This window comes from Tengunoibacter tsumagoiensis (assembly GCF_003967535.1).
Lineage (GTDB): Bacteria > Chloroflexota > Ktedonobacteria > Ktedonobacterales > Ktedonobacteraceae > Tengunoibacter > Tengunoibacter tsumagoiensis.
In genome coordinates, this window is the sequence record NZ_BIFR01000001.1 from 1386688 (window position 1) to 1409262 (window position 22575).

The 22575-nt window shown below is 48.3% G+C and carries 16 protein-coding genes and 2 tRNA genes; 4 read left to right on the forward strand and 14 right to left on the reverse strand.

The annotated features are described in order from the left end of the window. Positions 1-66: 66 nt before the first annotated feature. The 11 genes from EL628_RS05505 to EL628_RS05555 form a co-directional block, all read right to left on the reverse strand. Entirely contained in the window at positions 67-3066 is a 3000-nt protein-coding gene (locus tag EL628_RS05505) for an ABC transporter permease family protein (protein ID WP_126578974.1), read from the reverse strand. 8 nt (positions 3067-3074) lie between these two features. Beyond that, complete coding sequence (locus tag EL628_RS05510; RefSeq protein ID WP_126578976.1) at positions 3075-5135, reverse strand: HEAT repeat domain-containing protein; 2061 nt, start codon at positions 5133-5135, stop codon at positions 3075-3077. Between the two features lie 6 nt (positions 5136-5141). Further along, complete coding sequence (locus tag EL628_RS05515) at positions 5142-5738, reverse strand: RNA polymerase sigma factor (protein ID WP_126578978.1); 597 nt, start codon at positions 5736-5738, stop codon at positions 5142-5144. A gap of 350 nt (positions 5739-6088) precedes the next feature. Further along, positions 6089-6697, reverse strand: coding sequence for a hypothetical protein (locus EL628_RS05520; RefSeq protein ID WP_126578980.1), 609 nt, complete (start codon positions 6695-6697; stop codon positions 6089-6091). A 20-nt stretch (positions 6698-6717) separates the two neighbouring features. After that, positions 6718-7269, reverse strand: a complete 552-nt coding sequence (gene lepB, locus EL628_RS05525; protein WP_126578981.1) for a signal peptidase I — start codon at positions 7267-7269, stop codon at positions 6718-6720. Positions 7270-7431: 162 nt separating this feature from the next. Further along, positions 7432-9573 (reverse strand): glycosyltransferase, encoded by a 2142-nt coding sequence (locus EL628_RS05530; protein ID WP_161975293.1) that lies wholly within the window; start codon positions 9571-9573, stop codon positions 7432-7434. Beyond that, positions 9570-10895: a lipopolysaccharide biosynthesis protein gene (locus tag EL628_RS05535; protein WP_126578983.1), complete on the reverse strand. Its 1326-nt coding sequence runs from the start codon at positions 10893-10895 to the stop codon at positions 9570-9572. The genes EL628_RS05530 and EL628_RS05535 overlap by 4 nt, the downstream gene beginning before the upstream one ends. 620 nt (positions 10896-11515) lie before the next feature. Next, entirely contained in the window at positions 11516-12235 is a 720-nt protein-coding gene (locus tag EL628_RS05540) for an RNA polymerase sigma factor (RefSeq protein WP_126578984.1), read from the reverse strand. Between the two features lie 299 nt (positions 12236-12534). Next, positions 12535-13305 (reverse strand): hypothetical protein, encoded by a 771-nt coding sequence (locus tag EL628_RS05545; RefSeq protein ID WP_126578985.1) that lies wholly within the window; start codon positions 13303-13305, stop codon positions 12535-12537. Positions 13306-13474: 169 nt separating this feature from the next. Continuing rightward, positions 13475-13548 (reverse strand) — tRNA-Gln (locus tag EL628_RS05550). A gap of 85 nt (positions 13549-13633) precedes the next feature. Beyond that, positions 13634-13704 (reverse strand) — tRNA-Gln (locus EL628_RS05555). Positions 13705-14071: 367 nt separating this feature from the next. On the opposite strand from EL628_RS05555, the gene mdh reads away from it, so the two are divergent. Further along, the gene (gene mdh, locus EL628_RS05560; RefSeq protein ID WP_126578986.1) at positions 14072-15004 is read left to right on the forward strand and encodes a malate dehydrogenase; all 933 of its coding nucleotides are present in this window, start codon (positions 14072-14074) and stop codon (positions 15002-15004) included. A gap of 57 nt (positions 15005-15061) precedes the next feature. Here mdh and rsmI read toward each other — a convergent pair whose 3' ends face one another. Both rsmI and EL628_RS05570 read right to left on the reverse strand, forming a co-directional pair. Beyond that, positions 15062-15802, reverse strand: coding sequence for a 16S rRNA (cytidine(1402)-2'-O)-methyltransferase (gene rsmI, locus EL628_RS05565; RefSeq protein WP_126578987.1), 741 nt, complete (start codon positions 15800-15802; stop codon positions 15062-15064). A gap of 24 nt (positions 15803-15826) precedes the next feature. Next, on the reverse strand, positions 15827-17389 hold the full coding sequence (locus EL628_RS05570; RefSeq protein WP_126578988.1) for an AMP-dependent synthetase/ligase: 1563 nt from the start codon (positions 17387-17389) through the stop codon (positions 15827-15829). A 755-nt stretch (positions 17390-18144) separates the two neighbouring features. Here EL628_RS05570 and EL628_RS05575 point away from each other — a divergent pair. The 3 genes from EL628_RS05575 to EL628_RS05585 all read left to right on the forward strand — a co-directional run bounded on the left by EL628_RS05575 (position 18145) and on the right by EL628_RS05585 (position 21948). Next, on the forward strand, positions 18145-19527 hold the full coding sequence (locus tag EL628_RS05575) for a helix-turn-helix domain-containing protein (protein ID WP_126578989.1): 1383 nt from the start codon (positions 18145-18147) through the stop codon (positions 19525-19527). Between the two features lie 457 nt (positions 19528-19984). Next, entirely contained in the window at positions 19985-20884 is a 900-nt protein-coding gene (locus tag EL628_RS05580; RefSeq protein WP_126578990.1) for an RNA polymerase sigma factor, read from the forward strand. 26 nt (positions 20885-20910) lie between these two features. Then, positions 20911-21948, forward strand: coding sequence for a hypothetical protein (locus EL628_RS05585; RefSeq protein ID WP_126578991.1), 1038 nt, complete (start codon positions 20911-20913; stop codon positions 21946-21948). On the opposite strand, the gene moaC is transcribed toward EL628_RS05585, so the two are convergent. Beyond that, entirely contained in the window at positions 21945-22478 is a 534-nt protein-coding gene (gene moaC / locus EL628_RS05590; RefSeq protein WP_126578992.1) for a cyclic pyranopterin monophosphate synthase MoaC, read from the reverse strand. The two genes, EL628_RS05585 and moaC, sit on opposite strands and share 4 nt — an antisense overlap. Between the last annotated feature and the right edge of the window lie 97 nt (positions 22479-22575).

Sequence of the window (22575 nt, forward strand, 5' to 3'; positions counted from 1 at the left end):
GGAAGAATATGTCCATCATTGACTGAACAGGAGCATGCCATAGTGGACATGAAGATTGGCACCAGACTAATCATTGTCGAGGCGTAGGGATTTATGGAAAGAGATTCGTAGGACCATTCGCATAAGCAGGCCCAGAGCCAGAAGGCAGATGAGAATCAGAGCCCCCAGCAGCAAGCCAACGTAATTTGGAATCGCCATCTGAACAGAAGGAAGCTGAACCTCAGATGTAAAATTCGTCGTACTGACATTACTGAGCATAAAGAGAGTTTTCGTCGTCAGACTGGAGACAACCAGAGCAGGAAGCGTCATCGCCGATAGCATCCAGCCAGCAACCACCCCCATGATAATCAAGACAAGATAGAGAGGGATCTGCTCCCACCCCAGGACAGCCAGGATCTGTAAGGGGGGTGCCCCCATTGCCCGCAGCACAACTAATTGGGCGAGCCGGATCCGCAGAAGACTCCAGGTCGCAATCAGACAGCAAGGGAGACTCAGGGCCAATGGCACACAGGCCCCGAGCAGCAGAATTCCCATCAGATTCAGATAGAGTGGATCATGATAAAGATTATTCAGCAATAGATAGCGATCATAAAAGATTGCGCCCGTGAGTTTCTGTTGTTTATTCAGGGCCCCTCGAATAGCTTTCAATGAAGTCGGATCACTGCGGGTATGGAGCCAGAAATAATTTGGTAAGATGGGATCTCGTAGAAATGCTTGAGCCTGAGTTGCCGCAATAGCAGTTACCTGGCTATACGTCTGATAATCCACCATCAAACCTTCGCTGCCAGCAGCCCCATTGTCCAGCCCATAGCTAAAAGTAGGAATATGTTGAATCTTTACCAGTGCAATATAGGTAATGGGAAGCCTGCCCTGACCAGTTGGTTGGAAGAGCGTAAAAGAGTCTCCCGTATGGAGCCCCAACATATTCCAGGTCTGAGCATCAATAATGGCAGGAACTGCTAGATTAGCAATCCCCACCGTTCTGTGAGATGATAATTCATCCATCAGCGTATCGAGAGATTGTGTAGAGTTTTGTGGGGACCAGATGACTGATCTCGCAAATGTTGTCGTATCCACAGCCTTCAGGCCGACAACCGTATTTTGTGCAGAATAAATGATATTCGAATAACCAACCGTTGCAGAGATAACCCCATGCAGATTGCGATAAGCAGTAGTCTGTTGAGCAGGTGTATCCTGAGTATTAATAATCGTCCCACTGAAGTCTGCCCCTACAATATAGGTCGCGATATCAGCTGCCCGCTGCGTCTGCGTAGCCATAAAGACGAGGGTAAACAGAGCAAAAGCCGTCGTAAGGGAGAGCAGAATAGTCGTGCTCAACGCCTGTTGTGGTGCACGTGCCAACTGAGTAATTGCCAATGTTGGAGTGGCGCTACGGCTACGAGCAGCTAAGATTGACAGTCGTGTCAGCAGAAATGGGAATGTTCTTAAAAGTAAGAGAAGCAACGCAAAAATAGTCAGAATTGCTGCCACCAGTATTAGTGGCGCAAGCAGCTGTGCCTGATTTTCCTCACTCAAGGCACCTGTATTCATCTCATAGAGAGCCAGACTATAACTGCTAAGCGCGCCTAGAGCAGCAAAGAGATCAAGATAGTAGCGCTGCCAGAATGGTTGCCAGAGTTGACGTGCCTGACGACGACGGAGCAGCAACACATCGATTCTCGTCGCTTGATAAATGGCAAGAACCGTCGTCGCGATGGCGGTCGCAGCCGTAATGAGTACAAACCCCAGTATCTCTGGTAGGAGCTGAAGTGGCTCGCTCAGAAACTGGGTAGCAATGCCCTGATCGCTGGCAGAGAGAAGGAAATGGGCCAGAATCCGGGTTGTCTGCACTGCTAAGACTGGCCCCAGGCAAGCTGTTGCTAGAATCATGCCTGCTTGTTGAAGAAGAAAGATACTCATAATCTGACGCCGTTCCGCTCCACGGCTTGTTAACAGAGCAATATGCGGCAGTTGACTATAGACGAGAAGACTACTTGTCAGTCCCACAAACAGCAGTACCATACCTGTGATTAAGGCCAGTAGCACCTCAGTTGGTAGCTGTACAACCAGAGTTCGATTTTTATATGTCTTTAGAAGATCAAAGGGACTGTATGTGAGCTGGATCTGATCATCCACCCTGCTCAGACCCTGCATCAACGAATCAATCTGCTGAGCATTCATTTGCCGAGTATCCAACTGATAATACCAGTTAAACGTCCAGAGTGAGAGGGCCGCCAGGGTCGTACTGGAGGTCTGTGACGAGTGTGTAGAAACGATACGCAGCATTGTATCGCGCGCTGCAAGTGCTTGAAATGCATAACGCTGAGCAGTATTGGGGCCATTGAGTTGAGAGGGCCGGAAATCATTGTCATGCCAGAACAGATCAGTGCTGGAATTAGAGGCAAAAACGCCAGCAACCACCATTGAAAGATTATCAGTAGGCTCTTGTACTCCACTGGGATTGGCGGCTAGCTCGATCTTCATGTGAGAACCTGGATGCAAGCCAAGTCCATCGGCTGTTTCACGTGGAACCAGAATCTCCAACACCTGGCCCTGTTCCTCTTCCGGCCAAGAGCCTGCCACAAGATGAATATGTTGCTTCACCTGCTGTAAATCGTAGCCCTGGAGCGACAATTGATTGCTGACAGGAGGAGGATCATAATATTGATCCTGTTGCATAATAACGTAAGGTGGTGTTTGTAAGATAACATCTGGCTGTAGAGGATAATGAAGATATCCCGGAACTTCCCGCTGCAACGTTTGATTATAACTGCGTGTTGTTGAAATAATAAATTGTGAGGTTGGATGATCTGGTTGAAATTGTAGATTGGGGCCATGGATCGCGAGCACCGTATTATTGGGCGTAGCTTCAAGAATCGAATGAAGTCCTGCCGTTAGAGTGATACGAGAATAGAGAGGAATTGTGCAGACAACAATGAGAGCGGCCAACGTCCCCAGGCCAGTGAGTATCAGAAGTTGCCAACTCTGCCGCAATTGCCAGTATATCAGCGTAAAGTCAGGAATAAGAGAGCGTAAGAAGCGGATGATAGATTTCGTTGTCGTCATGCCTTCGTTTAGCCTGCCTTCCAGAGGACCAGAGCGGGATCATCCCAGCAGGCGGAGGCAAGATATTTTCCATCCGGTGACCAGGCGATACTAAAAATATAGTAAGACGTACCATGGCAAGTAAAGAGCTGGCGTCCAGAAGTAGAATCCCATACCTGAACAGTTTTATTCTCATTCGTAGTTGCCAGATATTTTCCATCGGGAGAATAGACAACACTACCTGCTGCGGCATAGAGTGCACCTGGAATCGCTGCATTAGGATTCTCATTATAGATGTAATCATAGGTTGCGCCAGGATAGCCCGTGGCCGTATTAAAGACCTTTACTTTTCCTGCACGATTGCTAAAGGCATATTGCTGTCCATTGGGAGACCAGCAGACGCTATTGCCTAGAATATTGTAAAGCATATTAGAATTAAGGGCAGCGCTCTCTTGATGTTCCAACATCCCGCTGAAGGCATCGCGTATCCAGAGCTGATTATTCTGACCAACGGCCAGAATCTTCTGCCCATCGGGGGACCAGGCAACGCTTGCAACATCCTTAAGTCGTCCTGTATAGCGCTGGATCAGTCTTCCTGTTGCCGTCTCCCATGTGTCTACTGTCCCATCTTCGCTACTTGAAACGATATACTTGCTATCTGGCGACCATGAGAGGTCAAGGACGCTCAAGGTATGCCCATGATAGACCATGATTGTTTTGCCGGTATCGGCCTGCCAGATATGGACACTGGCATCACTACCAGCAGAGGCAATAGTGCGACCATCAGGTGACCAGGCGACGCAGAAGACCACTTTAGAATGCCCCGTATAAGTACGTAGTAATTGGCCCGATGACACATCATGAATCTGTACGGTCGTGTCCGTTCCACCAGAGACCAGCTGGCTACTATCAGGAGACCAACCAATTGTCAGGGCTCCGCCATTATGAGCATGATAGCTGCGTAGAGTCGTCCCCAAAGGAAGAATATCCAGCGTATTGGAGGCTGCACTCTCTGGATGTTTGCCCTGTTGTTTAAGAAGATTGGCCCAGATTAGACCATTGCCGACAATGACTGCCGCTGCCAGACCCCCCAGCGCTACGCGGCGCGTAAGCTTAGGATTAGGACGACGAAATGGCTTATCAGGCTGGAGAGGAAGAGAAGATGATCGTATTTTCCGAGCGACTGGCGTAATCCAGCGACCTTTCTGCTGCTCGATCCGTTCTGGCGACCAGAACGTCTCATTCTGGACCGCTGGTGCTAACAGGCGACCAACATCATCTTCAATGCTGGCAAACTCATTGCGGGCAGCAATGACAGCCGAAAACAGGGCAGTATTATGTTCCTGTAAACTTTCTACAGCCTCGCGAACATGTGGATCTGAATCATGAAGCGCATGTGCAAGTGGTGTGACGATACGAGCATCATCAAAAGAGACGAGTGAGAAGACCGCCATCTCACGCACATGCCAGTCTGGATCTTTGAGCATACCCAGGAGTGGATCAATCGCCAAAGTATTGTGAAGACGGCCGAGCGCCCCAACAACCGCAGCCCTGACCGACTCATCGGGATCTTGTAAAGCCTCAATCAACGGAGCCAGGGGGACGCGTTTCCCGAGCTTACCTAGAACCTGCGCGGTGGCTGCTCGAACCTTCCAATGTTCATCGTGAAGGGTTTGTAATAATTGTCCCAGAGGAGCCTGATCTGGCAGCTTACCAAGTGTACGAGCAGCCATAGCGCGAACAGACTCATGGTCATCCTGAAGTGCGCGAACAAGAACACTGATGGGTGCTTGTTCGCCCAATTTGCCCAATTGTTGGATAGCGGCAGAGCGTTCTTGCCAATCGGAGCTAGCCAGAGAAGCAACCAGCGCTTCTTCGGTGAGCTCTTGCGGTTGGGTAAAACGTCTGCTCTGAAGGCGTTTTAGCAAGCCAGGAGGCATTGTACCGGTATCGGGTGGCACATAGAGGAGATCTGGTGTCTCGATGATTGGAAGTAGCTCAATCTCCACACGCTCATGTCTGGGCGGTGGTAACGGCTGCTGAGCATCTCCCTGTGGAAGATTATCCTCTGCGTTGCCTGGCGCTTGCATGTGTTATCAAACCTCGTGGAGTTGATGTTCCTGATGTTCAACTTTAGAACGTAAAAGTGCGATCCCACGATGAACATAGAACTTGACCGTGCCAACAGATTTATTTAGTTTTAGCGCCGTCTCCTGATAACTGAGCTCGCCAAAAAAACAGAGATTAATGGCCTCACGATAGCAGGGAGCGAGGGCACCCACCAGAATCTCTAATTCGCGGCGGCGTTCAGCATATTCAACAGCAATTTCTGGCTGTTTATAGGGACTGGCACTTTCATCTTCTATATCGAGAACGCCCTCTTCTAGCGAGAGATCAAGCGATAAAGCTTGTAATTTCGATCTACTGATATAGTTTCGTGCGACATTTAAAGTGATTTTGTACAACCAGGGCCGGAGTTTTAAGGTATGAATGCGTTGTTCTGGGTAATCCTGCAAGGCTAAATATGCCCTTTCCAGGGCAATCTGCACAATGTCTTCGGCGTCGGAAACACACATAGTCATACGTAACGCAAATGCATACAACTGCGGTCCATACTCTGCAACGAGTAATGAGAAGTTCTCGTCCAGATCGGTTGCCAGGAGAAGCGGAAGGTTTTTGTCACCCGGCTCCATGACTGCCCTTTCGGATGTTTCTGTTAACTTCTTCGTAAATAGAACACAAGAACGGAGAAGATGGTTGTATAAATACGGTAAAATGATGAGTTCTCTGGACTAGTATACCATGGATTGTTTCTCTTGTGTAGTATATAGTTTGAAGAAGATAATTCCTAGAAATAGGTAAGATCCGGATACAAACGATGGTGGAATGATCTGCTCGTTTCGTTGTCCAGGAATCTGGATCACACGGTCATTATAAGCATTCTTCTGCTGTATAATGACCGCTTGAATAGAGCAGCATTCGATCAAAAAAGGCCAGCGCTGACATATGCAGTGCTGGCCTTTCTAATGATACGAGAAAAGAATTAGACTTCTTCCTCAATAATCGTGCGGCGGCGATAATAGGGATGTTTTCGTGTGGCGGACCAGGAGCCCCAGAGGCCAACGAGGCCCGCAATAAGGGCTCGAATCAGAAAGACCACGAGAAGATACAGTAATGCGCCCGTAATCGCACTGCTACTGCCTGCGGGTGCTGTAAAACCTAGAGAATCTGGATAGCCAGGAATCTGATGGGCCAGGATATAGCCAAGATAAGAGATTGCTCCCACAATAAGACCAGCATAGAAGCCAAAGCGGCGGCGAACCACCATCTTGCCAACAAAGAAACCTGCAAAGAAACTGAACAGCAGCTCCAGCACATAGCCGATTACAGCCAGCCATAGCAGCACCACTGCTGTGTTATATGGCATGTTTCCGCCCAGGCGTGCAGCCTCTTGATACGTAGAGGCATTAGCATAGGTCAAAATGATAGAGATAACAACGGCCAATAAACCTCCACCGATGGCGATAATAAGAGTCATGGGCCAGCCAGAGGCAGGAATGTCAGTCTCGACGAAAGTACCATCATTGAGGTTCTGTTGGTCACTGTTGTGCGCGGAATCGCGGCGTGGATAGCGTTGCTCCGAATCTTGCATAAAGTTTATTCCCTTTGCAACTACTTTGTTTTAATATGTGCGTAGACGTCCGGGTATGTATTGATGAAATGCACATGATTGAGAGGCCAGAACGAGAGGACTGCTTTCCCAATAATAAAGTCCTTCGGCACATAGCCCCAATTATAAATGCGCGAATCATCAGTGGTCTGCCGATTATCGTCCACCACAAAATACTGATTAGCAGGAACCTTAACCGACTTGCCTTCGGGATTGAACGGAGTCTTCACATATGATTCGGTTAACTGCGTACCATTGACCGAGACATGTGTATTATCCAACGTGACCGTATCGCCAGGGAGTCCAATGATGCGCTTAATAAAGACCTTTGTCGTGTCATGTGGATTATTAAAAACAATCACATCGCCACGCTCGGGGGCCTTAAACTTATACGCAACTTTGTTTACCATTACATATTCATTTTTTGCAAGCCCGGGTTGCATCGTGATGCCATCGCCATTATAGCTTTGAATAGTAAAGTGAAGCACGATGAAGACAAGTACAGTGATTGCCACTATCTCAATGATATCACGTATCAAATGGGAACGTTTCAATTCAAACCTCGCTTATTTCAGTGTCTTGATGCTTTGTAGCGTCTATGTATGAATATGTGTTGATCAAGCATCTAGATTCGAGAGCAGGACGGTGGCGTCCTGCCACATTATAACTGATCAAGCCTGCGCTTTTCATCTTTTGATTACCTATAGGCGATAGGGCTAGCGTGCTGGCTGTTTTTGCCACTGCTTCAGGACGGCCCGATACAGTTGAAGGAGCCGCTGGACTGACTCTTGCCAGCTCTGATCTACATCTAAAGAGAGATGTTCCTGATCGCTATGGTGATAGCATTGATGTTGAGCACTATGCAAGGCTCGTGCCAGAGCAGTTTTATTGCCAGGAGCATAGAGAATACTGGCATGGTCAGGTAGTAAGCCAACCAGACGTGGCAGCCTGGGCGCGATGACGAGCCGTTCGTACGAGTAGAAGAGCATGGCAATGACAGAGATTCCTGCATTCTGGAGATCAAAGTGAGGCATGACCAGAGCATGAGAGGCCTCAAGTGCCAATGGAAGATCGTCTTCTGCCAGATCCATGCAGAGATGCAGCGAAGGATTAAGTGCTGCCCGTTTGAGAATAGCCAGGCTCTCATGCTTGTCGCGTGGACGGCCAATTAACAATAACTGTGTCTGTTGCGTTTCTTCCCATAGGCTGGACTGCATCTCGGTAAACGCTTCGATAAGATGGAGCAGTTCTTGTTCAGAATGCAAGTAAGCAAGACAGAGATAAATAAAGCCCTGTGTAGAAGAAAGCCCCAGTTGTTGATAGGCTTCGGCTCGTTCGATGGGCTGGGCCAGCGCCCCTCGCAGGGCAGGGTGGGGGAGAGGATGCACTCGACTGCGCAGCTTTCCCTCTTGATAAAGTTGCTCGGGTTGTTGAGCATAGGCCAGCACTAGATGACTATTGAGTAGCACCTTTCGCTCAAAGACGCGTTGCGGCGTAAAGCGATGGTTACGCACGTTATGCCACCAGCCGCCCCCATCAGTAGAGACAATACAGAGCCCCAATCGATGCGCCAGCCAGAGTTTAAAACGGAGATCGCGGCGCTGACTGGCTGTTAACTGAAAAGCCCCTGGTTGATAACAATGGATGATCCCAATTGGTTGACCATGAGACGAACGGTGCCGCCAGAGCCAGTGGAGGGGGATCGTAGTGCCAGCGCTGGAGCAGTGTAACCCCTGCCTTAAGAGCGCCTTGTAGAGAAATAAAGCCTCCTTATCGCGCCCATGAACCAGGAGAATGGTTGGAATATCTGGTAGAGCAGGAACATGCTGAAGAAGTTGAAACTGTTGTTGAAAGCGCCCCCAGCTATAAGCCAGGGCTAAGGCAACCTGAACATGTTCGTTGCGAGAGCGGCGTGCCAGCCAGATGAGCGTGCGATGAAGCAATGCGAGCTTAAGAAACGTCGTTAATTCGGGCCAGAGAGTCGAGAGCATTGTCGCCGGGGAGCGTTGAGCGCTCTGAGGATACGCCTCAAGATCAGTATAGCTGGCGAGTATTTCAGATCGCCCCCGCCAATAGGCTCGGCCCAGAAGAAAGGCCTGTGTCAGCCTGGGAGCAGAAACGCGGTGGATCGTAACGACCGCAGGATTATACCAGAGCGTATAGCCCGCACGCCTCAGACGTTGACTGAGATCACTGACCTCCATATTCATAGGTGCCTTTGAGCGTTTTCCTAAAAAAGGTGTGAAGCCACCCGCATGTTGTAAGGCTGCAATGCTCACAGAGAAACTACTACTACTAAGACTTATCTCCTCAGGTAATAGACAGGCCGTTGCAAATGGACGAAAGAATCCAAGTAGATCAAGCATATCGTCGCTAAGCCAGTAGGGGCGAGGTGCTTCCCAGCGGAGATCGACGCGACCACTTACCGCATCCGCCCCAGTTCTTTGATAGGTCTCCATAAGCTTCTCTAAAAATGTGGGGTCAACAAAGGTATCGTCATCAAGAAAGACCGCAATCTGACCTGTCGCAGCCTGAAGCCCTGCCCGGCGTGCATAGCTTAATCCATTTCTGGTTTCTTGTAGACATCGTACCCGCCAGAAGGTCCCAGGCTGTCGACGTGGGAATGCATCAGCAGCCAGATAGGCTTGAAGTGCATGAAAAGTTCCATCAGATGACGCATTATCAACCACTACAACTTCGAAGAGCTCATAAGGAAGCGTCTGTCTGCGCAGGCAGGCGAGAGTGGCTAAAACAAGGGCTCTGCGATTATAAGTGCAGAGAATCACACTAAAATAGGGAGAAGCAGGGGGAAGCGCGGCGGTATGGGAAGAGAGCGGCTGAGAGCGAGTTCGTATCATCGTAGCACCCCCTTTGTCTGCTCGCTCTGTCGCAGAACCTGATGACAGAGTATTGTGGCAAAAAGTGCTGAGATGCATTGGGCCAGCATACTGGCGAAAGCGGCTCCGGTTGCGCCCCAGAGCAGAATAAGTGGGAGCGTTAACACGACCTTCCCGATAGCAATGACCAGAGTAGCTTGATGAAGCAAAGGGAGCGGTTGGCGTTGGGCCAGGTACGTCAGGCTTACAGTGCCCAGGCTTCCAAAGACGCTAGCCAGCAAGAGAATACGAAGCATCTTAACCATCGGGAGGTAGTCTGCTCCCAGGCAATAAGCGATCAGAGCAGGACAGAACAGGCTCAAGAGAACACAGAGAAAGACAGACATAAAAATAATCATGCAAGAGATTTTGACAAAAGCATCATAGTGGCTGCGATAGCGATAGACCTCATAGCGGAAGAGCAGAGGTTGTAGCCAGTGCACAAAGAGCGCCGGAATCCAGGTAATCAAAAGCGTACAGCACTGTGCACTAAGCGCATAGAGGCCCACCTCAACAGGTGGGCAGAAGCTAGCAAGGAGTAATAGTTCGCCACGTTGCCAGATAATGGCATCTAACATAAAAGGAGACCACTTTTGTTTAAGCGTGAGCATCAGACGCTCTTTTAAGAAAAGGCCAGGTTGAAGAGCCTGTTTTAAGGGCAAGAGACGGATCACGCAGAAGACGGCCAGCATGAGAGTGAGCGTCTGAGCAAGTGCGAACGCCAGTAAAAAACCTTCTAATGGCTGACCATTGATCTGTGAGGCAAAGATCATCAATAGCAACGTCACCAGCGCTCCAAAGAGTTGTAAGAGAGCGAGTAGATCGGCCCGTCGCAGGCTGCGAAGTGTAGTGCCCGCGACATTGCTTAAAAGTAATGGCAGCGTGCCCAGGCTTGCTAAGAGGATCTGTTCAGAAGAGAAAGCCTGCCAGAGCCAGCTTAACGGAAAGGCACCTATAAGATAGATCAGACTATAGAGCAGAATGTGGCGATGTTGACGCGACCAGAGAAAATAAAAGATCCCTGCAATCATTGGAGGCGATTCACGGCTCTGCATCTCTGCAACTGCTCGACTATTGAGTGCAGACATTCCCAGGCCAAGAATGGGAATACTTACGCCGGCCAACCATTGTAGAAAAAGGTACATGGCAAATGAGACGCTGCCCAACACGTGAGCGAGAAAGAGAAACGTTGCTAGATTGACCAGCAACGCGCAACCGTTCAGACCTTTCGACCAGAAGCCAGGCAGATTGAGCCTGGAGAAAGAAAGTTTTTTGAGTCCTTGCCAGGATTGTCGTATATACATGTATCCCTTCCACCCCTACCACTTTACCTGAGGATTATTGTGTCCTGATACTTAACCTTAGTCCCGACGCGCAACTTTGCTTCGTCGAATGCTTCGTTTTTTGGCGTGACATGATCGCAGGTGAGAGCCGACTCTATTCAATGATTGGGAAGAGCCAGTTATCTGAGGGGGTATCATTAGCCGTTCGAAGTTTGAGTCTGGATACTGTAAGAGGAGGCCCTGTGTTGTCGTGAGGTTTGCCAGCAAAGAGTAGAGAGGAGAAGAGAATGTTATGTGCAGAAATATCTCGGCATCAGGCACCATGAGAGGATCAGAAGCGAGATATGGAGCCCATTGCATGGCATACTGGCTGGTATCTTGTGCTGTATATGGCATTGTCTATTCCACCCTTCGTTCCACTTCCACATAGACATTAAAAGAACAAATTTCTCTTGACTGTTGTATAGTATGCTCCTGCTAAAGAAATATTTCAAGCGGCACCAAGCACGAAAAGGGATCTAAAATAAGAAAAGAAGTTATGGCATCGATGAAGATGTATACGATTCAGTGGTGACAGAAGAGCCCCACAGAATTCTTGTGAAAATCTGTGGGGCGTACTGGAGGCTATGTTGAACAGAGAGCTAATATGCAACTGAGGGGAGGAGTGTTGCAAAGCTTGTATTCATCATCCCTTCCTCTTCTGAAGATGTGCGGAGCATCCTTCGCAGATTGGTCAGGGCAGCCTGGATACGTTTCTTGAGGGTATTCTCAGATGTATTGAGTGCCTGAGCCATCTCTGGAAGCGTCATACTGTTGTAATAGTGAAGAACAATGACAACCCTCTGTTTAATTGGCAGGCTTTCAATAGCTCGTGCCAGATCCCAATCGCGCTCCATGCGACCTTTGTGGTCATCGGCAGCCTGAGCGATCAGGTCAGTCTCCTGTTCTGAAAGTGCCTGGCGCATAAATGCTGTGGTGCGGGCGAGCCGACGTTTAAAGCTAATGCATTGATTGACCACAATTCTCATCAGCCATGGGCGGAGAGCCCCGGCTTTCCGCAGATCGCCAAGATGGTGCCAGGCCTGAATTAATGCATCCTGCACCACATCTTCGGCGATATCGCGATCACCAACAATCATCGAAGCGGTACGTAGCATCAGCGTACTGTAGAGATCAACAATCTCGCTAAACGCTTTCTGGTCGCCTTGTAATGCTCTCATTACAAGGAGCTCTTGTTCTATCTGTTCAGGTCGATCCTGATTATCTTCAAGTTCCGGTTGTTCCTGTGAAAGCTCATTAATAGGCATCTCACCTTCCGGATGGGAAATAGCAATGGTCTCCTGGGCTGAACATGTGACCATGAGATATCCTCCTGCCTCTGTTTGTTATGCAAACTCTATACAGAAATATAACATAGGATATGCAAAGGGGCAAGGTGAGTCTGCACATGAATTTTATCATGTGCATAGTTTGTTTATAGTTTGTTCTCCGGGGGACAAAGAAAAGAGGCAAAACGAGACCTCAGCTATTTTGATCGGTGGAGAGACCTCAGCCATGTAGGGGCTCTATGATGGTCAGAGGAGGGTGGGGTGGAGTGGGTCACAGCGGCAGGACAGGCACTCCCCCTTATCGACGTAATCTGATTGGTCTGGCGAGATGATCAATAGTCGATTGGTACATCTTTTGCCAGGGCTAAAATGTGTTTCCAGCATGCATAATAATGTTGCCTGTCCACTTTAAACCATATATCAAATTCATCATTATTATAATCGCCACCTTGTAGCACATAGACAAACGTATCATCTTCAAAGAGCAAGAACTTATAGCCTTGATCAAAATCAAAGTAAGGGAGCTCTAATGTCCCATATGCTCCTTCAAAATGGCTACTATAACTTGATTTGATCGGCGAGTATAGCAAGCAAGCAAGTGTGCCATGCGAACGGCTACGAAATCTCAGCTTGTACTGACCAAATTGGCTATCAGGTAAGTTGCTTACTTTGCTTCGTATGAGGATAATCTCAAAATCTTCAATGAAAGGGAAGTCTGCTAAAGGGGGGAGCTGTTGGAGATCGATAACGCTATCAGCAATTCGTTGTTGGACAAAATCCAGGCTAGCGCGCTCACTATTCTCTGGCTTCTGGATAAAGGTACGTTCACCAAAGGTAATGGGGAACTTAGAGTAGTATATGACTGGTTGGTCATGATTCCACCGGATGTATGTACCGATAGGTTGGGATTCGCGTATAGATGTGGGACCGCCTAATATTTCATCGATGAATGTAATTTTTTCGAAATGTGGTGAACATTCCTTACAGACAAAATAATAATCTAGCCTGGGAAATGGAGCCACGACCCAATAGTATTGTTCACCCTCTGGAGGTACTTTGCCGCAGTTGGCGCAAGGGTCTCTTTCGATTGAAGAAGATGTCATGATCCGTAGCATCCTATCTTGCATCCATAGATGATGCACATAGTGCAGTGGGCAGCTACAAAGTGACAGAATAAAAGGCAGCGTACCTTTTGACCACCAGAGAGTGATTGTGAGGCAGCTGCCTTGTAGCTCTTTGTGAGAGCGTATCAACGAATGAGATCGTTGTAAGTGGCTGGGGTACAGGGATTCGAACCCCAATTAACTGATCCAGAATCAGCCGTCCTACCGTTGAACGATACCCCAATATGAAAGAAACCAGGAGCAATGTGCAGAGTTAAACATGCCCGTTCTCAGCAAAAAGAGAGGTATTGCTACCTCTCTTGAGCGGCTGGGGTACAGGGATTCGAACCCCAATTAACTGATCCAGAGTCAGCCGTCCTACCGTTGAACGATACCCCAATAGCATGTAACCGTCCGAACTGTCTTGTTCGTGTGTGTATATTACATCAGCTTCGACGGATTGTCAAGCACTTCTTACGACAAATTTTCGGTTGGTCAAAAATTATGGGAGAGATCTGCTTGTGGTCCAGACGGCCCTGAGGATCCACCATCCAGCCTTGAAACCTCCATGTTCAGAATAGAAGTCAGGATGGGCGAGATCCATATAACGGAAGGATTAGAACAAAGCTTCGATGATCTTGAATTGCCAATATCGCTTTGCAGGTCATACAATAGCTGTAGAACACTGGTCGATCATCTCCTGCTCACATCTTTTTTTATTGTTAAGAAGGGATGTCCGCAGGCTTTTTATGAAAGGGATACCGTAATGCGGAGTAAGATCACCGTAGTCGGAGCTGGTTTTGTCGGCAGTACCCTTGTGCAGCGCCTGGCGGAACGCGATTATGCTGATATCGTCATGTATGATATTGTGCCGAATATGCCTCAGGGAAAAGCATTAGATCTGTTACAGGCTGGTCCTGTGCTAGGCTATGATAGCCTGGTTACAGGTACGAACGATTATGCCGATACTGCTGACTCTGATATCGTCGTCATCACCTCAGGTTTTCCACGCAAACCCGGGATGAGCCGAGACGACCTGCTCAAAAAGAATCAAGAGATTGTCTCTCAAGTTACCGAGCAGATTGTACGCTATTCGCCCAACACCATCATTATCGTCGTCACCAATCCACTTGATGCGATGGCCCATGTGGCATTGCATGTCAGTGGTTTTCCACGTGAGCGTGTGATTGGAATGGCCGGTGTGCTGGACACAGCTCGTTTCCGCACCTTTATTGCGCAAGAAGTGGGAGCCTCCGTCCGTGATGTTCAGGCGTATGTGCTGGGTGGGCATGGAGATACCATGGTGCCATTGTCTCGCCTCTGTACCGTGGCAGGCCTTCCAATCTCACAATTGATAGCAGCCGAACGTATTGAAGAGATTGTGCAGAGAACGAGAGATGGTGGAGCAGAGATTGTGAAACTTCTGGGGAATGGTAGCGCTTATTTTGCTCCTTCCGCTTCAGTTCTCCAAATGATTGACTCTATCCTGCTTGATAAGAAACAGATCGTACCCTGTGCAGTGCACCTTGAGGGCGAATATGGCCTCAATCATCTGTTTGTTGGAGTGCCAGCGCAATTAGGTTCAAAGGGCATTGAAAAGATTATTGAGATTGAGCTCACCGACAGTGAGCGTGCAGCTCTCCAAAAATCGGCGTCCGCAGTTCAGGAACTGGTAGACGTACTTGGAATTCATAACTAGAACAGACATCTGAAAGAAGAGAAGATCCCAACAGCCACTGTGGGATCTTCTCCTCTCTTATTCCTGTTCGTCGGTATCTACTTCCTCATCCATATCTTCAAGAGAGAAAGTGCGGTGCTCTTTCTCATCTTTGCTGGCCCCTGCAATGACCACAATATACTCGCCTTTGAGTTTGCTTATTGGTTCAAAGGTTGCAATCAACTGAGAGAGACTGCCACGTTCAATCTTTTCGAACATCTTTGTCAGATCATTCGCAACCGCTGCCTGTCGATCTCCGAGCACCTCGCGTGCATCGCGTAAGAAATCTACGAGGCGATAGGGACTTTCATAAAAGATCAAAGTGTGAGGAGCCTCTTTATCTTGAGCAATGAATTTCTGGCGTCCAACCGTCTTGCGAGGAGGGAAACCGCGGAAGGTAAAGCTATGGACAGGCAGGCCCGAGAGAACCAGAGCCATCACAAAAGCCGTAGCACCAGGAATCATCGTCACAGGAAGATCCGCATTGATAGCGCGTCTGACAAGCGTAAAGCCAGGATCAGAGATCCCGGGTGTGCCTGCATCGGTTACCACAGCCACCGACTGACCCTGTCGTAACAGCTCCTCAATGCGCTGTCCTGCTCGCTGCTCATTGTGTTCATGGAAAGCCATCAATGGCTTCTGAATCTCAAAGTGTTTGAGCATCAAGCCAGTTTTGCGTGTATCTTCGCTGGCGATAAGATCTACCGAGCGAAGAATTTCCAGAGCGCGCAGCGTCATATCTCCCAGATTGCCGATGGGAGTAGCAACTAAATAGAGCATGGAGACCTTTCTTTTTTGTTCCGCTTAGTTAATGCCCTGAGGCATCGTTTGTAGGACTGCATAGACATCCTGGCGTTTCACCTTGAGCGTATTTGTGCGTGGAAAATCTTCATTGGGCCAGATTGTGAAGCCACGGATCTGTTGATGGGAAGCGACCAGTTTATTCGTACTTTGAATAGCCTGCTTAGCTTTAGCTGTATCCTCCATCAAGAGGACAGCATGAACCTCAGGCCCTTTCTCTTCATCCAATTTGCCCAGCACGATCGCATCTTTCACCCCTTCCTGTATCTGTAAGATATTCTCCAGATCTTCGGGATAGACATTCATGCCATTGCCCAGCACAATCAGATTTTTCTTACGTCCCTTGAGGTATAGCGTATGCTGCTCGTCAAGATAGCCAAGATCGCCAGTACGATACCAGCCATTTTGAAAAGCCGCAGCAGTGGCCTCTGGATTCTGCCAGTAGCCAAGAGCGACATTGGGCCCCTTTACCAGGACTTCTTGATCTGCATCCAGGCGGATCTCAACCCCAGGGATCGGTTTCCCAACCGAAGCCAGATTATGGTCATGGGGAGGATTGACAGAAATAACGGGCGAGCATTCAGTTGCCCCATAGCCCTGGAGGACGCGGAACCCCATATTTTCCCACCAGAGCCCTAATTTTGGAGGAAGATATGCGCCCCCACTGACAAAGAGACGGAAATGGCCGCCAAAGCGTTTATGAATGGCGCGAAAGATATAGCGGCGGAGAGAGAAAGGCGTATAGCGAGCAACGCGATGTAGGAGCTCCCACTGTTTCTGCATATTTTTGCGACGGATCTCGCGCTCAATCCCATTCATAAATAATTGGAGAGCCTGTGGAACCAGAACCATACAGGTGATGTGTTGAGTTTCAAGGAGATTGAAAAGAACATCAGGATTGAGAGAGCGTGCATAGACAATACTGGCGCCCGTACTCAGCAGAGCCATATCGATAGTCATCTCAAACATATGCGATAGAGGAAGAATCGAGAGCGCGCGATCATGCTCATTAATCTGTACAGCCTCAACCGAAGCATGAGCATTAGACAAAATATTTTTATGGCTGAGCATAACCCCCTTGGGTTGTCCAGTCGTACCCGAGGTAAAAACAAGCTCAGCCAGATCATCCTCATGGATGACTGGAAGCGTTAATCGATTAAGATTTCCACCTGGAAGCGATTCAATATCGATCCATGTTAAAGAAGAATGCTTGAGCGAATGAAAAAGTTTCTGGGTTGCAATGAGATAGTGAGCCTCAGTTGAATCAACTAAGCGGGCAAGGAAATCCTCCTTCGTATTCACATCTAGTGGTACGACTACTAATCCAACAAGTAAGGCCCCAAAATAAGCCACTAACCAATCGCTAGAACTGGGGGACCAGATCATAATCCGCTCGCCTTTGGGCACAGAGAGCTGTTGGAGATAGCCAGCGAACTGTTCGATCCGTGTCTGTAACCCGGAATAAGTAAGAGTCGAAAGCTGTTGATTGGCGACTGGTTCGATGACTGCTGGACGTGTGCCAAACCGCTGTGAAACCTGTGCAAACATCCCTGGTATGCTACTCATGGTCCTGGCCCTTTCTGCGTTAAAAGAGACTGAAGGAAGAGAAGTTCTACTGAGAAAGAGGGCGTGCGGCCTTTCGCGTCAAGCAATAGATTGTTGCAGAACTTCAAAAAAAAGACCCAATAATGCTTGCATTATAGTAGAGAGAGAGAGAATTTGCTAGAGCCCTGCCTGGTGAGCTCACCATTTTCCCAGATAAAAAGCAGGAGATCTTGCCTTTTATCCGAAGAATCCCGTTAAATCCGTTACGGTGTAAACCAATTCGACCCCGGTGCAACAGAGACCAGTGGTAATAGTATATATATATACGCTTATATATAAAGCATTGTACTGAATGATTTCGCTTATACAATTGCAATCTAGATCGAAATTTTTTCATGTAGTGCTAGAGAACTTACAGCCAACCGGAGAGAAAAAAGAATATGAATGTAAAACTTCGATGTTTTGTATTCAAACAATATTGTATTCCTACCGAATACATTGATGAGCGAGATTACACAAAGAGACGAGGAGAAAAGTACAATATGGGTTGACTAGAATCGTAGTCTATGCTAGACTACGAAATATCAAGTAATATCTTGCTATTCTTCTTCTTTGTACTATCGATGATACTCTGAGCTGCTCTGTAGATATGTAAGTAGGACGCTAGCTAGGATGAATGCGGGTTCTGTAAAAAAAAGTTCGCTAGTTTCCATTGAGTATCCTGAAGCTGCAGAACAGGACGTTGATTATATATTTTCTGAAAGGAAATTGTTATTATGCCATCCCTTGAGACTGCCAATGTTGGGAAGGCGGTTGCAGCGAGAGTTGGTACGAATATTCGTGAAGTCCGTACAAAGTTAGGCATGACTCAAGCGCAACTGGCGGCCCCTGAATTTTCTATCTCCTATATCTCAGCCATTGAGCGAGGCAAGATTCGCCCCTCATTAAAGGCCCTCTCCATTTTAGCTCGTCGTCTGGATGTTCCTCTGACCTTTTTGCTGGAAGGTTCTCCCTCTGGGGCCGCAGAAGCTCGTGCAGTTGGTTATTCACCTGCAGACTCTGGTCCAGATCAGCGAGTTGATATCGACCTCTTGCAGGCTAGCGTGCTCGTGCAGCAGGGAGCATATCTTGAAGCGGAAGTTTTGCTAGAGCCAATTCTCCCAGATCGTATTACTACTGATCAAGTTTATCGATTATATCTGTTACATGGCCAGATCCATTTAGGGTCGAACGAGTATCAAGAGGCGGTGGTGGACCTGCGTTCGGCGGTCTCGCAGGGTGAGGCATTAAACGATAGTGAGTTTATCGAGCGTGCACGCAACTTGTTGGGCAGGGCATATTTCCTCCTTTATAACTATACTCTGGCAGTAGAACACCATCAACGTTGTCATGTTGCCATTGAAAGTGGCCAGATTACCGATCCTGTGTTTGCGTTGGAAGTCTTTAGTAATCTCGCGAATGATTATTTCCGGCTGGGGGATTTAGAGAAATCCATCTCTTTTTATCATAAAGCGCTTTCAATGCTGAACGAGATGAATCGTGATAGCAAGAGCTTTGCCCAGAAGTATATGGAGATCAGCCAGCATTATAAATCAGTTGGTAAATTAAACATGGCCCGTGAATATGCGGCTCAAAGCCTTGCCGTATATGAGATGCGCGATGAGCAGCGCCTGGTAGGGCTTACCCATCAGCGTCTGGGGAAAGCGCTGGAGAAGCAGAACAATCTCGATGGTGCCGAACAAGAGTATCGTCAGGCGATTATTATCGAGCGTGATCTCAATGATGAAGTTTCAGCCTCTATCTGCCATACAGGTCTGGCAGAGCTGCTGTTGAAGCGAGGTCAGACCGAAGAAGCGGAGAGAGAAGCGGAGGAGGCGTTAAAGTACGCCCGCGCAGGAAATGATGCACAGACGCAGGGACAGGCTTTGATGGCTCTGGCACAGATTCGTCATCAGGCAGGTGATTTCACCTCAGCTGATAGCTACTTTACTCAAGCTCTTGAGCTTCTGGAGGAAGCCAACTCCCATGAGATTGCTGCAAGTGCCTACTTCCGTTTCGCCAACCTGCTTGAAGAGAGGGGAGAGGTTCAGCGTAGCCTCACAACTATTAAAAAAGCATATGAGCATCAGCGCCTTGGAAAGCGCGGCGACATCGAATAGACCGAACGGATAGTGTGTCGTCAATTCCAGTGTCAATTCCAGTATATAAGGAAGCGCCTCTTACATCTCTGAAAGCGTTCAAATGTCCCATAGTGGTCGTGTGGGAGCAACAGGACGGAGAGGGCTCCGGTGGCGGTCGAGAAACGCGGGCCACTGGAGCCCTCTCCGTCCTGTTCCACTTCTCTGACCAGAGGGGATCCCTCAATGCGTCGCTCTATCTATTCGCTTTATAAAGAGTCACAGGAAAGCGTCATAGGATTTTAGAGGGTGGTTATTGTGAAGAGAAAACCAGGTCCGAAGCTTTTTTTATTGCGCCCAAAGCTGCTTCAATATACAATGTAGTTGAATATGATGACTTTACCCTACTGTGGGCATCGCTATGACGCTTATCCTGGTTAACAGAGCAATGAGAGATGTGCAGTGCGAATGGTAGGGGAACTTTGGAGGGCTTTCCTGCATGCCATTCACTGCTCAAGACTTACGGTATAAAACTGAACAGAGCTATCCTTTGCTATATGCTTATTTACATCGTACTGCCCAACGTTTTTTAGGAGCATTAAAATACGATGCTTTTGAAGTCGATACAGTGATTGGACATGTTGTAGAGCAGCTCGTGCGTCTGGGCCTTCTTGGTGGAGGCGATCGCACACCACTGACGGCGCTTGATTCTCTTAATGATGCTCAGTTTTATGCTTTTTTAAGTCGAAGCGTTCGCAATAAGGCCATTGATCGGTTGCGAAAGCGTAGTGCACAGACAACTATTATCTCAGATCATGATCTCTTCAATGAAGATGATGGTGAGAACAATCCGCTCAATGAGGCCACCCTTTCGCTCTGGGGAACTGCACCATTTGCGACACCCGAAGAATTAACATTACAACTGGCCTCGCAGTATCAGCTACGTTCACTCCTTAAACATTGTATCCTCCATCTTAGTGCAGCCCCTAATCAGCTTCAGGCTGTTCTTCAAGAGTTACAAGAATTTGGCGCTGACGATCTCTTCCAAAATGTACTTGAGGAACTAAAGCTCAACCTGCCAACTGAGACCAACCCTCACGTGAGCCAGCATAAAGATCATGCCCATAAAAAGCTCCGCAACTGCCTCCAACAACAGAGCTCCAATTTGACGGTTCTTATTGCCTTACGTTTGACTATGTATACGAAGGTTTCTGCTACACCTTCTGAGTATGTAGTGGAGTTACAGACCCTTGCTCAGCAGGATTTGAGCGAGGAGAATGTCAGGCAAGGATTGAGGGGCCTGGTTGCGGAAGGGCTGTTGGACTGGCAAGGCGAGTCTATCGTACGGCTCACTTCAGCACAGTTAAAGCGCTTACTGCGCTTCTATAAAGATGAATAAGGTTTGTTATTCTGAAGGAGTTAAGTATGGATCGTTCCTCATTTTTACAGGGCCAGAGCCAGGATTCCTCTGGCAGGCTTGCTCAATGGATCTCCCACGTTATGCAATCACCCACTTCCCAGGTAGCGAGCACCGACGAGCTACAAGAGACAGAGCATGAAGTCGCTTTGTTGCTTTCTAACGAGTACCATCCCCATTTTTATCAGCAGCTTCCAGACTTTATTAAAGAACTGCTGACTCGTGGAACGGAAGCGACCGTTCTGTATGCCCCTCTTCTTTATCATCTGGCTGGTTGTCGTTCGTGCCATACTGCCTATGTAGAGCTGTATGATGCACTTCGGTATGCATTGGGTTCTGTTCCGGCCCGTCAACAGCTTGGTCAGGGTACTCGTACATTAGCCGCTACCCCTTCTCGGATGCTGGCCCATCTCTGTCAATCTCTCATTACCCAGGCCGAAGCACTTCTGAAGCAGGCGCGTCATGAGCATCGGGATCAAGATGAAGCTGCACGTTCGTTATTACAGCTTGCCTTGCAAGTAAGCGCTCATATTACACAAAGCACAGTACGTCGGCAGGCCTTACAGAATCTTGTCCCCGTGGCCAACCTCTTTAAGGGTCCGGATGCGCCAGGTAGCATACCTCCAGCTATTCAAACGTATACACCTGGCCTGGTTGGAACTGGTGTACGGCGCGGAACAGGAACGCGTTTGAATGAGACACTTTCCCGATCTTCCCAAAATGAGCAACCTGTGATTCATTTACAGGCCCGCCAGTTAGAAGCGACCATTCAACAGCAGGGTGAGCAATTAGAGCTCCATATCCAGGGTCTGGCTGAAGAGGTACATGGGCAGAGGCTGGAGATTAGCCTGCCTCTGGGTGGAATAACCGAGCTTGTGCATTGGCAGGGGGGAGATCCCCGAGCGATTCGGAGCGCAAGCTCAGTTGATGCAACTGGTGCGCTTGTTATGCCATTGGGGACGACCACGCTACAATTATCCAGGCCTGAAGAGCGTAATCTCCTGGAAGGACTTTTCTCCCAAGTAGAGGTAAGAGCTATCGCCTAATGCGAGCGTTCAGCCGGTTCAAACGTAACGGTACCACTTTTGCCGCCACTTTTCTGTGCAATATAGGCCTGTTCGATTGTAATCGTGGTATCAATTCCTTTGCACATATCATAGATAGTAAGTGCAGCCACCGTCACAGCAGTAAGAGCCTCGACATCTACACCAGTCTTGTAATGGGTGCGGGTCTGTCCTTCAATCCAGAGGAGACCCTGCTCACTTTCTAGTGTAAAGCGCAGATCGATATGGGTCATAGGCAGAGGGTGGCAGAGTGGTATAAGTTGGGGGGTCTGTTTAGCCGCCATAATCCCGGCAATCTTGGCCACCTCCAGCACGCTCCCTTTAGCAACCTGATTTGTTTCAATGAGATGAAGTGTCGAGGGGGCCATGCGCACGCGAGCTTTAGCAATAGCTCCACGTGAAGTTTCAGGGCGCTCCGTAACATCAACCATATGGATAGAGCCACTCTCATCAAGATGGGTTAATTGTAGATTGTTTTCTCCTGGGAGAGCTTCCTCGTTCTGGTTCGTCATTGCCTATGTTCCTGCCTTTCCTGTCCTCAGTAGATCATTAATCGTTGGCTTCAATTATCAGAATGATCTAATAGAGATAGTAATTATTTTGCATCCT